The following is a 13,415-nucleotide window of genomic DNA, read 5'->3' on the forward strand; positions in this document are numbered from 1 at the left end:
ACTCGGGCGGGGCCGGTGCGGCCCCGGCTCGGCGAGCGCCCCGCGCGGGGCGCTCTCCGCAGCGGGCCGCTCTCAGCACTTCCCGGAGGGCGCGGGTGCGGGCTTGGCCAGGGCGGCCAGGGCCGTGTCCGCGTCCTTCTGCGTGTTCAGCGCCGCGAACGTGGTGCCGATGATCAGGTCGACGTCCTGCGTCTCACGCGTGTCGGTCTTCTGCGCCGCGCCCTTGAGCTGCGTACCGAGTACGGAGAACGGGCCGCGGGTCGCCGTGGGCGCGCCGAGCAGCACCCCGTTGCCGGGGACCTTCTTGTCGTACTCCTCGGGCGCGTTGCCGACCTTGCCGATCGCGAAGCCGCGCTTCTTCAGCTCGTCGGCGACCGACTTGGCGAGGCCGCCGCGCGGGGTCGCGTTGTAGACGTTGACGGTGATCTGGCCGGGCTTCGGCAGGGCCTGCGGTGCGGCGACCGGTTTGCCCGACGCGACGGGCGCGGGGCAGCCCTTCTTGTGGGCGGCGGCCTTGGTCTTGCCGCCGCCGCCGAACACGTCGATGAGCTGGACTGTTCCCCAGCCGATCAGGCCGAGGGCCACGATCGCGCCGACCAGCGCGAGGACCAGCCGGCCGCGCTTGCGGGGGCGGCGCATCCGCGGGTACGCGTCACCCTTGATGCGGTACTTTCCGCCCATGCCGGGGGGAGTGAGCATGCTCATAGGCGCAGGGTAGTGCCGACCCGTGGCGATGCCTACTAAATGATCAACGCTCGGCGCGCGTGTGCGCCCGTATGCGCCGCAAAGGGTCCGAAAGGCTCATCCGGCTGTCGGAGTCAGTCCATTTCGAGTACGCGTGCATGCAGAACCTGGCGCTGCTGGAGCGCCGCCCGTACTGCCCGGTGCAGCCCGTCCTCCAGGTAGAGGTCGCCCTGCCACTTCACGACGTGCGCGAACAGGTCGCCGTAGAACGTGGAGTCCTCGGCGAGGAGGGTCTCCAGGTCGAGCTGGCCCTTGGTGGTCACGAGCTGATCGAGCCGGACCGGGCGCGGCGCGACGTCCGCCCACTGCCGGGTGCTTTCCCGGCCGTGGTCGGGGTAGGGCCGCCCGCTTCCGATGCGCTTGAAGATCACACGGAAAGCCTACCGGGCGAGCGGCTCCGGGCGCAGCCATGGTGGACGAGTGCAATCCTGGGCAAAACGCAGGAAACCCGACGCAGGGGGCCCGTCATGACCGACAGCGACCGGACGGCGGCCGCGCCCGCGCCCACCGGCGACGAGCAGCCGGACGAAACCGGAGCGCGGGATACCGCCCCGGCGCCCACCCCGTCACCCGCGCCCCCCGCCACCCCGGACGCGCCGGTGCCGTCGGCCTCCGGAGCGGATGGGGCCCCCGCATCGCCCGCCTCCGGAGCGGATGGGGCCCCCGCGTCGCCCGCCTTTGGAGCGGATGGGGCCGCCGCGTCGCCGCAGGCTTCCCCGCTGCCACCGCAGGCTTCCCCGCTGCTGCCGGAGGGCGTCGACGCCGAAGCCGTTGCCGCGATCGCCGCCGGGTACGGCTTCACGGGCCCCGCCCTCGAACTGGGCGCACTGCTCTGGAACGGGGCGTGTCTGCCGGACGTGCCCATCCGCATCCCCCTCGCTATGCTCAACCGGCACGGTCTGGTCGCCGGTGCCACCGGCACCGGCAAGACCAAGACCCTCCAGCTGATCGCCGAGCAGCTCTCCGCCAACGGCGTGCCGGTGTTCCTCGCCGACGTGAAGGGCGACGTGTCGGGGATCTCCGCGCCGGGCGAGCCCGGCGGCCGGGTCGCCGAGCGGTCCGCGCAGGTCGGCCAGGAGTGGCGAGCGGCCGGGTTCCCCTGCGAGTTCTACGGCCTCGGCGGCATCGGCCCCGGCATCCCGCTGCGCGCGACGGTCACCAGTTTCGGCCCCGTACTCCTGTCGAAGGTGCTGCAGCTCAACCAGACGCAAGAGCAGTCGCTCGGCCTGATCTTCCATTACGCCGACTCCAAGGGCCTGGAGCTGTACGACCTGAAGGACCTCAGGGCGGTGGTGGGGTTCCTGGTTTCCGACATCGGGAAGGCGGAGCTGAAGGGGATCGGTGGCCTGTCCACGGCGACCGCCGGGGTGATCCTTCGGGCCCTGACGGCGTTCGAGCAGCAGGGGGCGCAATCCTTCTTCGGGGAACCGGAGTTCGACACGAGCGAACTGTTGCGTCTCGCGCCGGACGGGAGCGGCCGGGGCCTGGTGTCGGTCCTCGAACTCCCCGCCGTCCAGGACAAACCCCAGCTCTTCTCCACCTTCCTGATGTGGCTCCTGGCCGACCTCTTCCAGAAGCTTCCCGAGGTAGGGGACGTGGACCGGCCCAAACTCGTCTTCTTCTTCGACGAGGCGCATCTGCTCTTCACCGGGGCGTCGAAGGCGTTCCTGCAGTCGATCACGCAGACGGTGCGGCTGATCCGCTCCAAGGGCGTCGGCATCTTCTTCGTGACCCAGACCCCGAAAGACGTACCCGGCGATGTCCTCGCCCAGCTCGGCAACCGCGTCCAGCACGCGCTCAGGGCGTTCACGCCGGACGACGCGAAGGCGCTGAAGGCGACGGTACAGACGTTCCCCAAGTCGCCCTACGACCTGGAGGAGCTCCTGACCGGGCTCGGCACGGGCGAGGCCGTCATCACCGTCCTGAGCGAGAACGGCGCACCGACCCCGGTCGCGGCGACGCGGTTGCGGGCGCCGCAGTCCCTGATGCGTCCGATCGACGCGGACGCACTCGACACGGCGGTCAAGTCCTCGCCCCTGTACGGGCGTTACGCGGAGCCGGTGGACCGCGAGTCGGCGTTCGAGAAGCTGACGGAGGCAGAACGGGCGAGAGAGGCGGAGGCGGTGACGGCCGCCCTGAACCCGCCACCCCCCGCACGGGGCTCCGCCCCCGCCCGCCCCGCGAAACAGGATGAGTCGCTGGCGGAGCAGGTGGTCGGGAGCGGGATCTTCCGCTCGCTGGCGCGGTCTGTGGGGACGCAGCTGGGGCGGGAGATCTCGCGGTCGATCTTCGGAACCCGGAGGAGGTAGGGGGCGGCGCGACCCCCGGTACGCGTGGCGGGCCTCCCCGCGCAGTTCCCCGCGCCCCCTTCAGGCGTGAACGGGGGGCGCGACCCAGGGGGCCACCCGGCGCCCGCCCCCCACACCGCCGCGCTACACCGCCCCTGCCCCGCCCACCCCCCTGTTCGAAGGGCCTCACGCTTTCGCATGACAGGCGCACCCGTCCCGAATGTCCCTGACCCACAGGGGTAGTTCGGGTCGGACGACCGTCGACACGTGTGCACCATGAGGGGCGACCGCAGTGAGCCAGCCTTTTGTCCTGCCGGACTTCTATCTGCCGTATCCGGCCCGGCTCAACCCCCATCTGGAGTCCGCGAGGACCCATTCCCGTGCCTGGGCCCGGCAGATGGGCATGCTGGAGGGCTCCGGCGTCTGGGAGCTCGCCGACCTCGACGCGCACGACTACGCCCTGCTCTGCTCGTACACGCACCCGGACTGCGACGCGGAGCAGCTCGCGCTGGTGACCGACTGGTACGTGTGGGTGTTCTTCTTCGACGACCACTTCCTCGACATGTTCAAGCGGACCCTGGACCGCAAGGGCGGCAAGGCCTATCTCGACCGGTTGCCCGCGTTCATGCCGATGGACCTCGCCGACGGGTTCCCCGAGCCGACCAACCCGGTCGAGGCGGGCCTCGCCGACCTGTGGGCGCGGACCGTGCCGTCGATGACGGCCGACTGGCGCGAGCGCTTCGCCGTCAGCACCCGCAACCTGCTCAACGAGTCGCTGTGGGAACTCGCCAACATCAACGAGGGCCGGGTCGCCAACCCCGTCGAGTACATCGAGATGCGTCGCAAGGTGGGCGGGGCGCCGTGGTCGGCGGGGCTCATCGAGTACGCCGCCGACGCCGAACTCCCCGCGTCCGTCGCGCACACCCGCCCGCTGCGGGTCCTCACCGACGCCTTCGCCGACGCCGTGCACCTGCGCAACGACCTCTTCTCCTACCAGCGCGAGGTGGAGGACGAGGGCGAACTGAGCAATGGCGTCCTGGTACTTGAGACCTTCCTCGGCTGTACGACACAGGAGGCCGCCGAGGCCGTCAACGATCTGCTGACCTCTCGGCTCCAGCAGTTCGAGAACACCGCGCTCACCGAAGTGCCGGGCCTGTGCGGCGAGAAGGGCCTCACACCGGACCAGAGCGCGGCCGTCGCGGCGTACGTCAAGGGGCTCCAGGACTGGCAGTCTGGCGGCCACGAGTGGCACATGCGCTCCAGCCGCTACATGAACGAGCACGCCGCCCTCGGGCCTGCCCCCGGCGAAGGCCTCACCGGCGTGCTCGGCACCTCGGCGCTGGACGTCACCACCCTGTTCGGCCGCCCCGCCGAGGCCCGCAGGCGCACCTTCACGTACGTACCCGGGCAGAAGGTCGGCCCGTCGCTGCTGCCCGACTTCGATGTGCCCTACCCCCTCACGGTGAGCCCGCACATGGCCGGCGCACGGGAACAGTCCATCGCGTGGGCGGACCGCATGGGCCTGCTCGACGACATCTGGGACGCGGAGAAACTGGCGGGCTACGAGTTCGCGCTGTGCGCGGCCGGCCTCGACCCCGACGCGACCCCGGAGGAGCTGGAACTCAGCACCGAGTGGCTGACGTGGGGAACGTACGGGGACGACTACTACCCGATGGTGTACGGCCGCCCGCGCGACCTGGCCGGCGCCCGGGCAGCCACCGAGGGGCTCCGCGCGTGCATGCCGGTCGACCGGCCGCAGGACGGCGCCCTGACGGCCCGCACCCCCATGGAGCGCGCCCTGGCCGACCTGTGGGAGCGCACCGCGGGCCCGATGCCACCGGGGGCGCGCGCCGCGTTCCGCCGCTCGGTCGACGTCATGCTGGAGAGCTGGCTCTGGGAGCTCCACAACCAGGCCCAGCACCGCATCCCCGACCCCGTCGACTACATCGAGATGCGCCGCCTCACCTTCGGATCCGACCTCACGATGAGCCTGGCGCGCCTTCGGCACGCCGACCGGCTTCCGGCGGGGATCCACGAGAGCGGGCCGCTGCGCGACCTGGAGAACGCCGCCGCCGACTACGCCAGTCTGCTCAACGACGTCTTCTCGTACCAGAAGGAGATCGAGTACGAGGGGGAGCTGCACAACGGCGTCCTCGTCGTGCAGAACTTCTTCGACTGCGACTACCCGACCGCCCTGCGCATCGTGGACGACCTGATGCGCTCGCGGCTGCGGCAGTTCCAGCACGCCATCGACAACGAACTCCCGTTGCTGTGCGACGACTTCGAGCTCGATGAGCAGGGCCGGGCGGCCCTGGCCACTTACGTGGCCGAACTCCAGGACTGGATCGCGGGCATCCTGAACTGGCACATCGCGGCGCGGCGCTACAGCGACGCGGACCTTCCGGCCTCCCTGCCGCACGGCAGCTCACCCCACGACGCCGTGCCCCGCGACCCCTCACCCGCGGTGCCTGCGCCCCACGATGCCCCGCCCTCCGTGCCCTCGCCGTACGACGGCGGCCCGCAGGGTGCGACCGGGGAGGCCCCGTGGTGGATGCGGCCCACAGGGGCGGGCACCTCCGCGGACCGGGTCCGGTTGCCGGCGGCCGTGGGGGAGGCAGTCGGAGCGGCGGTGGAGCAGACGACGGCGGCGGTGAAGACGGCGGCCATGGTGGTCCCGCAGCCGCCGAGCGGCCGGGCGCTCACCCGTCCCGCTCCCAGGGTGGCGGGGGGCCACGCCTCGTGATCCTCTGATGGTGCGGGGCAGCTGCGTGCGGGGCAGCTGCGTGCGGAGCAGATGTGCGCGGAGCAGACGCGTGCGGGGCTGCTGTGCGCGCCCGGCCCCACCCGGCACGAGGAGGCGCGTATGGGGTACGACCACGGTGCGCCCTCCGCCGCCACCTCGGCCACCTCCGCCGCGTCCGGCACGCTGAGCGGCACGTACCGCAAGCGGCTCCTGTGGACCATCGGCATCAGCGCGTCGATCACCCTCATCCAGGTGGTCGGCGCGCTGCTTTCGGGGAGCCTCGCGCTGCTCGCCGACGCCGCGCACAGCCTCACCGACGCGGTCGGGGTCGCCCTCGCACTCGGCGCGATCACGCTCGCGCAGCGCGCCCCCACCCCGCGCCGTACCTTCGGCTTCTACCGGGTGGAGATCTTCTCGGCGGTCCTGAACGCCCTGCTGCTCGCCGCGATCTTCGTCTGGGTGCTGTGGTCCGCGATCCGCCGCTTCAGTGAGCCCGTCGAGGTCAAGGGCGGCCTGATGTTCGCGGTCGCGGTGGGCGGACTCGTCGCGAACCTGGTGGGCCTGTGGCTCCTGAAGGACGCCAAGGACAAGAGCCTCAACCTGCGCGGCGCCTACCTGGAGGTCCTGGGCGACGCCCTCGGCTCGGTCGCGGTGATCGTCGGCGGTCTCGTCATCCTGCTCACCGGCTGGCAGGCCGCGGACCCGATCGCCTCCCTCGTGATCGGCCTGCTGATCGTGCCGCGAACGTATGGGCTGCTGCGCGATGCCCTGCACGTCCTGATGGAGGCGACCCCGCAGGACATGGACCTCGCCGAGGTACGCCGCCACCTCCTCGCCGAGCCGGGTGTGGTCGACGTACACGATCTGCACGGCTGGACGGTCACCTCGGGGATGCCCGTGCTCACCGCCCATGTGGTGGTGCGGGAGGCCGCCCTGGACGGGGGGTACGGTGCGCTGCTCACCCGGCTCCAGAGCTGTGTGGGGGACCACTTCGACGTGGCCCACTCCACGATCCAGCTGGAACCCGAGGGCCACAGCGAAGCCGCGGGCTCCCTCCACCACTGACCCGGCCCACCCCGGCTGTCACAGATCGCGACGCTGTCCCGTCCCCTGACCATGAACGCCGACAACGTCAGTGATGCGAACGAGAACGAAGCGGTCGAGCCCATGGACCAAGCTGCCGCGAAAGGCACCGACGAGAGGGGCCCGCTGGAGATCGCCGTGGCCGGCGGCACCGGCACGCTGGGCCGCCATGTCGTCGAGGAGCTCCGGGCGCGCGGGCACCGGGTGCGGGTGCTGAGCCGCAGGTCGGCGGAGTATCCGGTCGACCTGTCCACGGGCGAGGGCCTGGCCGCGGCGCTCGCGGGCTGCGACGTGGTGGTCGACGCGGCCAACTCGACCTCCCCGCGCACCATGCGCGCCACCCTCGTGGACGGCACGCGCCGCCTCCTCGACGCGGAGCGCGCGGCGGGCGTGGGCCACCACGTGTGCGTGTCGATCGTGGGCTGCGACCGGGTGCCGATGCCGTACTACAAGGTTAAGACGGACCAGGAGGGCCTGGTGGCGGCGGGCCGGGTGCCGTGGACGATCGTGCGGGCCACCCAGTTCCACGAGCTGGCCGCGAGCGTGTTCGCCGCCTCCGCCCGCGCCCGCTTCCTGCCGGCTTCGGCGGGCGTGCCGCTTCAGCCGATCGCCGCCGCCGAAGCCGCCCGCGCCGTCGCGGACGCCGCCGCCTGCGCACCCCGCGACGGCCGCATCGAGGTGGCGGGCCCGGACCGTACCGACCTGCGTTCCCTCGCCGCGACCTGGCGCACGGGCACGGGGCGCAGAGCCGTACTCCTGCCCGTCCCGCTCCCGGGCCGCCTCGGCCGGGTTCTGCGCGCCGGCCACCTCACCGAGGCCGCCCCCGACGTCCGGGGGACCACCGGGTTCGCACGGTGGCTGGCGGAACAGCGGCGCGACGCGTGATCCGGCGCGGCATGGGGCCCGGCGCGACATGTCGTCCGGCGTGACATGTGGTCCGGCGTGATGTCTGGTCCGGTGCCTGCCGGACTGGTTGGGGCTGCCGGACCCGCCGGACCTGCCGGACCTGCCGGGCTTGTCGAACCTGCCGGAGCTGTCGGGCCTGCCCTCCCGTGGCGGATCCGCGGTCAGCCCGGCGGTGGCCGAAGCTGCGCCTCCGTCGGGCACCGCAGCGCGCCCAACACCCGGGATACGTAGACATGGTGGGTCACCACGTACACCGGGGTCGCGCCGTCCCGGCACTCCACCACTTGTGACCCGGGCGCGGGGCTGGGGCCGGGGTCGGTCCAATAGGGCGGCCGGACGCGTACGGCCGTGAGCGTGCGGGGCACGGGGCGCCGGGCGATACGGCCGGCCGGGTCGGGGGTGGCGGCGAGCAGCCCCGGGCCCGCCACCAGATACCCGAACCCCTCGTGGCTGTACGGGACGTCGCCGAGGACGCGGCCCGGGAAGCACTCGTCGGCCAGCGGGGCCAGGGGGGCCACCCGGATGGTGTCGGTGGTGCGGCGATGGCGACGCCGGGTCAGCCAGGCGGCCCCGGCGAGGACCGGCACCGCCCCGACCGCCGTGAGCAGCAGGGCGGTCGGCACGCCGCCCGTGCCCCAGGGCGTGGCGAAGGCGAAGCAGCAGATCAGGAGCACCGAGGCCAGCGGCACGGTGAGCCGCCAGGGCTCGTGCCCGGCAGGCTCCGCGGTGCGCCGCCGGGCGCCGCACTGCGCGGTGCGCAGGCACGCCCCGCCGACGGAGAGCAGGACGAGCGCCGCGGCGAACGGCAGCCGGTAGCCGCCCCGCGGGTCCGCCGCGGTGTACTGGCGCAGGCCCTGGTGGTCTACGTACCTGATCTCCCCACGCCAGTACGTGAGGTGGAGCGCCGAGCCGGGCCGTACCGCGGCGAACACCGGGGTGCGGCCTTCCATCTTGACGCGAGACGGCGGCCTGACGGCAGGCGGTTTCTGTACGTGGCCGAGTCCCAGCCAGTAGTCCGTCGAGCGGTGTTTGTGGTCGGCCGTGACGGAGGTCACCGTGGCCCGTACGGTGCGTCTGCACTCCGTCGAGACCTGGGCGGTCCGGCAGTCGGCGGCCGCGCTGAACGCCCGCTCCGTGTCGAGCGTGCGGGGCACGGTGACGAGCAGCAGCCAGGCGGCGGCGAGCACGAGGGCGGCGCCGATCACCGCGGGGGCGAACACGGCACGGATCGCGTCCGGGGTGAACGCGGCGCGGAACGCCGCGGAAGCGGGCGCGGCGCGGTACGCGGCGGACGCGAAGGGGGCGGACGGCGTGCCGGGGCGGGCAGCGGCTGCCTTCATCGCTCGTCACGCGGGGTCGTGTGCCGCTCGGCGGGGGATGACGGGATCATCATCCGGTCATTCTGGAGGTTGAAACGGATCAAGTGCCGCGCGGAGGGCGGTGGTTCAGACCACTGCGGAACGCGCGGTCCTGGCCGGCGGAATCGGCACGGAGGCGTCCGGAGGCGTCCGTTGCTGCCCGCGGCGTGGTCGGTACGCGCGTGTCGACGCTCCGCGCTCCGGGGAGCAATTCACCCATAGGTGTCACGAGTGCGGAACATGAGCCAGTGGCATGTGCGTTTCGGCACGGCGTGCCGTGGGTGTGGTGGGTGGCATGGGTGTGGTGGGGGTCGGACAACGGCGTGGCTCGGGCATCCGCCTGGCTCGGGTCGGGGCAACCGAGTCGGTCGGGCCCCTGCTGTTCGGGGGCGCCCGGTGCGAGAATTCGGTCCACCGAGCCGGCCGACAACTGGGCGCGGACCACCGTCACATGCACGCTTCATGTGCATTCCCCACATGCACACCATCGAGGTGCCCCCGGACTGCGTACGAGGGGCCGCGAGCGGGCATATGCCTATCCGGCGCTCCCGAGTGAAGGTGATGGGGCCATGTCCGCGGACATGAAGGTGCTACTGGTCGACGACCATGAGGACAACCTGTTCGCCATGGAGAGCATTCTCGCGCCGCTCGGCTACCCGCTGGAGCTCGCGACCAGCGGGGACGCGGCGCTCAAGGCCGCGTTGCACGGAGGGATAGCGCTGGCCGTCCTCGACGTGGTGATGCCGGGCGTCAGCGGGCTCGACGTGGCCCGCTATCTGAGCCGCCTGACCCAGACCCAGCTGATCCCCGTCATCCTGGTGACCGGCATGGGTCACGACGGCGTGACCGCCGACGAGGCGCTGCGGCTGGGGGTCGCCGACTATCTGATCAAGCCGCTCGACCCGTGGGCCCTGCGTATCAAGGTCCAGTACCTGTACCGCGCGAGCGCGCTCCTCGCGGGCGCCGCGCTCCATCAGCGAGGGCCCCGCACCCACCCGGTGGACTCCGCTCAACTGCCGTCCCGCAGAAGGCAGTTACGCCCGCCGGACACGGTGCGAGTCCCGCGGAACCCCGAGGGTACCCAGAGCTGAACGCGGCGTCGGCCCACACCGGCTCCCCAAGTGGACCCGCCCCACCGGGTGTTGCCTGTTGACCGGATTCGACCGACTCCGCCCGGCGCCAGGCCCCGCCGGCCGTCGACGCGGCATGATGGTGGGCGCACCCTGAGCGGCGCCGCCTCGAACCCTGGGGCGCTGCTGTGCTCCGGCGCCAGGAAGCAGTCGACCGGTCCGCGTGCTCTTGTGCCACTTCTGCAAGGATCGTGGGGTTTCCTCATGCGTGCCGACGCAACCGGGTTCGGCCTGTGGGAACGCGTGGTGGCCGCGGCCACCGTGCTCGAATTGTTCGGGGAGATCGACATCGAGGCCCTGACGGCCCTCGGTCCCGCCGTGCAGAGTTGATCGACCGGGAAGCACCGGAGGTGGTGGTCGACCTGCGGCCGGTCACCTTCCTCGATCCGGGTGGACTGCGCCTGCTGGCCGCCGTCCAGGACGTTGTGGCCGCGCGGGGCGGGACACTGCGCTTGGTCCGCGGGGCGCCCGGCGTGATGCGGCTGTTCCGGTTCGCCGGCCTCGAATCCGCCTTCGTCCTCCTGGACCGGATCCCGCCCGGCCTGGCCGACGGCGGCCACGCCCCGGACCCCGCACCCCCAGCCACCCGCCCCACCCTGACGCTCCCCGAACCGTGAAACCGGCAGGCACCCGCCCTGAGGGACCGGAGCGGCGTGCGGCGCACTGCGCGCCAGGTACCGCAACGGCCGGGTCGTACGGCGAGCACGCCGGGGCCCCCGCGTGACGACCGTCTTCCCGGAGATCATCGGCACTTGTCGGACAGAACGAACCCGGTGCCGTCGTGGTGGCCGTTACGCCTGCTTCACCGCGCGTCGGCCCTTTGCGGCCGTCGGCTGATCGTCCGGTGTCAGGCGGTTGATGCGGTACACATCCGGCACGCAGAGGTTCAGGACGGTGGCGGCAACAACCAGTCCCGCACAGGTCAACAGCACTGCCTGGCTGCTCCACGAATGGGCCGCAAGAGCGGTGATGAGGTAGCCCAGGGGGATGGCGAGGCGCTCCCCGACGCCGTTCAGGGCGCTCATGCGGCCCTGTTCCGCCTGAGGCACATGCTGTTGGAACGCCGACGCCCAGGCGACGATCGCGACATCGAGCCCGACCCCTGCCAGTACGGCGGCCAGCAGGACGAGCGGAAGCGGCACGGTGCAGGCCATGGCGGCCAAGGGGAGCGCGATACCACCGGCCGCGACGACGGCGACCGTGAGCAGCCGGTACGGCTTCCAGCGCAGGCAGACGAGGGTCCCCACCAGCAGACCACACGTGAAGGACGCCTGGATCAGGCCCCAACCGCGGGCTCCGCCGTACTGCTCCGCGGCCACCAGCGGGCCGAGCAGCTGGAAACCCGCCAGCCACGCAGCGACCACGACCGTTCCGGCCGCCGTATAGGTCCACAACCAGGTACGCGACCAGAAGGCCGTCCAGCCCGCCCTCAGCTCACCCCGCACACCGGCAGGTGCAACGAGCGGGGCATCGAGACGCAGACCGAGAAGCAGGACGGCCGCCGCGGCGAACGTGAACGCATCCCAAGCCAGTGCCCATGCCGCGCCGCCGACAGCGACGATGACACCGCCGACGACCGGCCCGAGCACCTTGACCGCGTTGTTCGGCAGCCTGAGCAACGCATTGGCCTGCTGCAGATGCTGCTCCGGAACGATCTGCGCCACAGCGCCCTGCGCGGCCGGCACGATGAACGACGCCGCCGTCCCCGAGACGAAACCGCATGCAGCGATCGACACGGTGGTCGCATGTCCGGTCGCAACGGTGACGGCCAGCGCACCCTGCGCGCCGGCCGCCAGCAGATTCCCCACGAAGAGGAGCCGGCTGCGGGACCAGCGGTCCGCGAACAAGCCGCCCGCGAGCAGGAACACGATCGTGGGGACGGTGTTCGTGGCAAGCACCACACCGAGAGACCCCGCTCCACCACCCTGCTCAATGACGGCGTAGGCCAGGGCGAGAGGGGCCATGGCAGACCCTGTGGCAGAGATGAGATTGGCCGAAACGAAGCGCCGGAAACGCGCGATCTGGAACAGCGTACGGATTGGTTTCGGTGACTCATCGGCGATTGTCATGCTCTCCCCAGGGCTCGGCGCAGCGAGCACCCTAGTGCAGAAGCCCGCAGCGCCGAACGTCAGTCATCGGGGTCGGCCGCCCCCCTCACCTGCTGGAAGACCATGCACCAGGCGTCCGCCGACAGTGAGTTCGGCCACGAGCCTGCGCCGGCAGCACGCAGGGGTGGGTCTGGGTGGGTCTGCCCAGTAGGGCTTGTCTGTCCGGCGGATCCAGCGTGCTGTTCGAGAACTGCGTCCGGCGAGGAGGTTGTAGGGGCCGACCGCAGGTCACCAAGCCCGTTTCGTGACTGTTTCCACGGCTCCGTTGATGACGTACACCCACCCCTCGTCGTGGGACTTGTGGTCCCGCCACTCGGTAAATGCCTGTGCGACCTGGTCGGCCTTCTTCTTCGTCTCCGCGTCCACGTCGGGGGCTTCCAGGTGCGGGTTGTAGTCGGTGAGGACGATTGCCTCCACGTCCCCACCTGGGCAGTCACGGACCTCCGCGTCCTTGACGTGGCCTTTGAAGCCGACGGGTCCTGATGTCTCCAGGTAGGAGCGGAATTCGGTGAGCACTGGCTTCCAAACGCCGGCCCCGCCGGACTTGCTCTCGTCGCAGGTTCCTGGCTCGGCAGCGGTGGCTGCCTTGGGGTGGTCGGCATCTTTTTCTCCGCAGGCGGCCAGGACCAGAAGGCATGCGAGAGCCAGGCCGGGCAGAGCGGCCCTTCGGCCAGGCGGCGTTGTCAGCATCGTTGTCCAATCCAAAGTGAGGTGCCCCGGACAGGATCTGCCCGGGGCACCGCGTGTGGGACGCGCCTTCACGACGCACGGCACGCCGCCGCCACCGTGCTCATGCTGCTCTGGGTCCCGGACCGCGTCATCGATCAGATCATGGGATGGGAGCCCGGGACGTCTGCCCGGATGCGCGCGCTGCCTGCACGTTTCTGACGCCATGCTGAAGGACGTGGCGCAGAAGATCGCGGAGGCCAGCTGGCCCCGCGGCGAAGGGCCGTGTGGACGAAGACCAGGACAACGGGAGCTGAGGAACGACGAAGGGCCCCGCAGCGAACTGCGGGGCCCTTCGACGTATTGCCCGGTGAGAGCAATGGCGGAGG

At 71.6% G+C, this 13,415-nt stretch carries 12 protein-coding genes and 1 pseudogene; 8 read left to right on the forward strand and 5 right to left on the reverse strand.

All coding sequences use genetic code 11. From position 1 onward, the window contains the following. Positions 1-72: 72 nt before the first annotated feature. Positions 73-705 carry a LytR C-terminal domain-containing protein gene (locus AB0D31_RS03285; RefSeq protein WP_362716239.1) on the reverse strand — a complete coding sequence of 211 codons (633 nt, stop codon included), beginning with the start codon at positions 703-705 and terminating at the stop codon, positions 73-75. 113 nt (positions 706-818) lie between these two features. Next, positions 819-1,115, reverse strand: coding sequence for a type II toxin-antitoxin system VapB family antitoxin (locus tag AB0D31_RS03290; RefSeq protein WP_053725882.1), 297 nt, complete (start codon positions 1,113-1,115; stop codon positions 819-821). Between the two features lie 96 nt (positions 1,116-1,211). Here AB0D31_RS03290 and AB0D31_RS03295 point away from each other — a divergent pair, with 96 nt between their 5' ends. From AB0D31_RS03295 to AB0D31_RS03310, 4 genes are all read left to right on the forward strand, one after another. Continuing rightward, positions 1,212-3,053, forward strand: a complete 1,842-nt coding sequence (locus AB0D31_RS03295) for a helicase HerA-like domain-containing protein (RefSeq protein WP_362716241.1) — start codon at positions 1,212-1,214, stop codon at positions 3,051-3,053. Positions 3,054-3,324: 271 nt separating this feature from the next. After that, positions 3,325-5,775, forward strand: a complete 2,451-nt coding sequence (locus AB0D31_RS03300) for a terpene synthase family protein (protein WP_362716243.1) — start codon at positions 3,325-3,327, stop codon at positions 5,773-5,775. Between the two features lie 120 nt (positions 5,776-5,895). Further along, the gene (locus AB0D31_RS03305; RefSeq protein WP_362716246.1) at positions 5,896-6,840 is read left to right on the forward strand and encodes a cation diffusion facilitator family transporter; all 945 of its coding nucleotides are present in this window, start codon (positions 5,896-5,898) and stop codon (positions 6,838-6,840) included. Between the two features lie 51 nt (positions 6,841-6,891). After that, on the forward strand, positions 6,892-7,743 hold the full coding sequence (locus tag AB0D31_RS03310; RefSeq protein WP_362716249.1) for an NAD(P)H-binding protein: 852 nt from the start codon (positions 6,892-6,894) through the stop codon (positions 7,741-7,743). A gap of 182 nt (positions 7,744-7,925) precedes the next feature. Here AB0D31_RS03310 and AB0D31_RS03315 read toward each other — a convergent pair whose 3' ends face one another. Beyond that, positions 7,926-9,104 (reverse strand): hypothetical protein, encoded by a 1,179-nt coding sequence (locus AB0D31_RS03315; RefSeq protein WP_362716251.1) that lies wholly within the window; start codon positions 9,102-9,104, stop codon positions 7,926-7,928. A gap of 587 nt (positions 9,105-9,691) precedes the next feature. Here AB0D31_RS03315 and AB0D31_RS03320 point away from each other — a divergent pair. The 3 genes from AB0D31_RS03320 to AB0D31_RS03330 all read left to right on the forward strand — a co-directional run bounded on the left by AB0D31_RS03320 (position 9,692) and on the right by AB0D31_RS03330 (position 10,869). Next, a complete protein-coding gene (locus tag AB0D31_RS03320; protein WP_362716254.1) occupies positions 9,692-10,213 on the forward strand; it encodes a response regulator in 522 nt (173 codons plus the stop codon). A gap of 243 nt (positions 10,214-10,456) precedes the next feature. Then, positions 10,457-10,582, forward strand: coding sequence for a hypothetical protein (locus tag AB0D31_RS03325; protein ID WP_362716256.1), 126 nt, complete (start codon positions 10,457-10,459; stop codon positions 10,580-10,582). Then, complete coding sequence (locus AB0D31_RS03330) at positions 10,579-10,869, forward strand: STAS domain-containing protein (protein WP_362716259.1); 291 nt, start codon at positions 10,579-10,581, stop codon at positions 10,867-10,869. Before AB0D31_RS03325 ends, AB0D31_RS03330 begins: the two co-directional genes overlap by 4 nt. 174 nt (positions 10,870-11,043) lie before the next feature. On the opposite strand, the gene AB0D31_RS03335 is transcribed toward AB0D31_RS03330, so the two are convergent. Together AB0D31_RS03335 and AB0D31_RS03340 are read right to left on the reverse strand one after the other, a co-directional pair. Then, complete coding sequence (locus AB0D31_RS03335; RefSeq protein WP_362716261.1) at positions 11,044-12,321, reverse strand: MFS transporter; 1,278 nt, start codon at positions 12,319-12,321, stop codon at positions 11,044-11,046. Between the two features lie 267 nt (positions 12,322-12,588). Next, the gene (locus AB0D31_RS03340) at positions 12,589-12,876 is read right to left on the reverse strand and encodes a hypothetical protein (RefSeq protein WP_362716264.1); all 288 of its coding nucleotides are present in this window, start codon (positions 12,874-12,876) and stop codon (positions 12,589-12,591) included. A gap of 231 nt (positions 12,877-13,107) precedes the next feature. Between AB0D31_RS03340 and AB0D31_RS03345 the strand changes: the two are divergent. Beyond that, positions 13,108-13,343: pseudogene (locus AB0D31_RS03345) on the forward strand (site-specific integrase); the annotation flags it as partial. Positions 13,344-13,415 lie beyond the last annotated feature (72 nt).

Origin of the sequence: Streptomyces sp. NPDC048361 (genome assembly GCF_040651795.1) — a bacterium.
Lineage (GTDB): Bacteria > Actinomycetota > Actinomycetes > Streptomycetales > Streptomycetaceae > Streptomyces.

Coding starts and splice junctions, on each gene's coding strand:
- AB0D31_RS03285 (WP_362716239.1), bottom strand. CDS start 705: ATGAGCATGCTCACTCCCCCCGGCATGGGCGGAAAGTACCGCATCAAG.
- AB0D31_RS03295 (WP_362716241.1), top strand. CDS start 1,212: ATGACCGACAGCGACCGGACGGCGGCCGCGCCCGCGCCCACCGGCGAC.
- AB0D31_RS03305 (WP_362716246.1), top strand. CDS start 5,896: ATGGGGTACGACCACGGTGCGCCCTCCGCCGCCACCTCGGCCACCTCC.
- AB0D31_RS03310 (WP_362716249.1), top strand. CDS start 6,892: ATGAACGCCGACAACGTCAGTGATGCGAACGAGAACGAAGCGGTCGAG.
- AB0D31_RS03315 (WP_362716251.1), bottom strand. CDS start 9,104: ATGAAGGCAGCCGCTGCCCGCCCCGGCACGCCGTCCGCCCCCTTCGCG.
- AB0D31_RS03320 (WP_362716254.1), top strand. CDS start 9,692: ATGTCCGCGGACATGAAGGTGCTACTGGTCGACGACCATGAGGACAAC.
- AB0D31_RS03325 (WP_362716256.1), top strand. CDS start 10,457: ATGCGTGCCGACGCAACCGGGTTCGGCCTGTGGGAACGCGTGGTGGCC.
- AB0D31_RS03335 (WP_362716261.1), bottom strand. CDS start 12,321: ATGACAATCGCCGATGAGTCACCGAAACCAATCCGTACGCTGTTCCAG.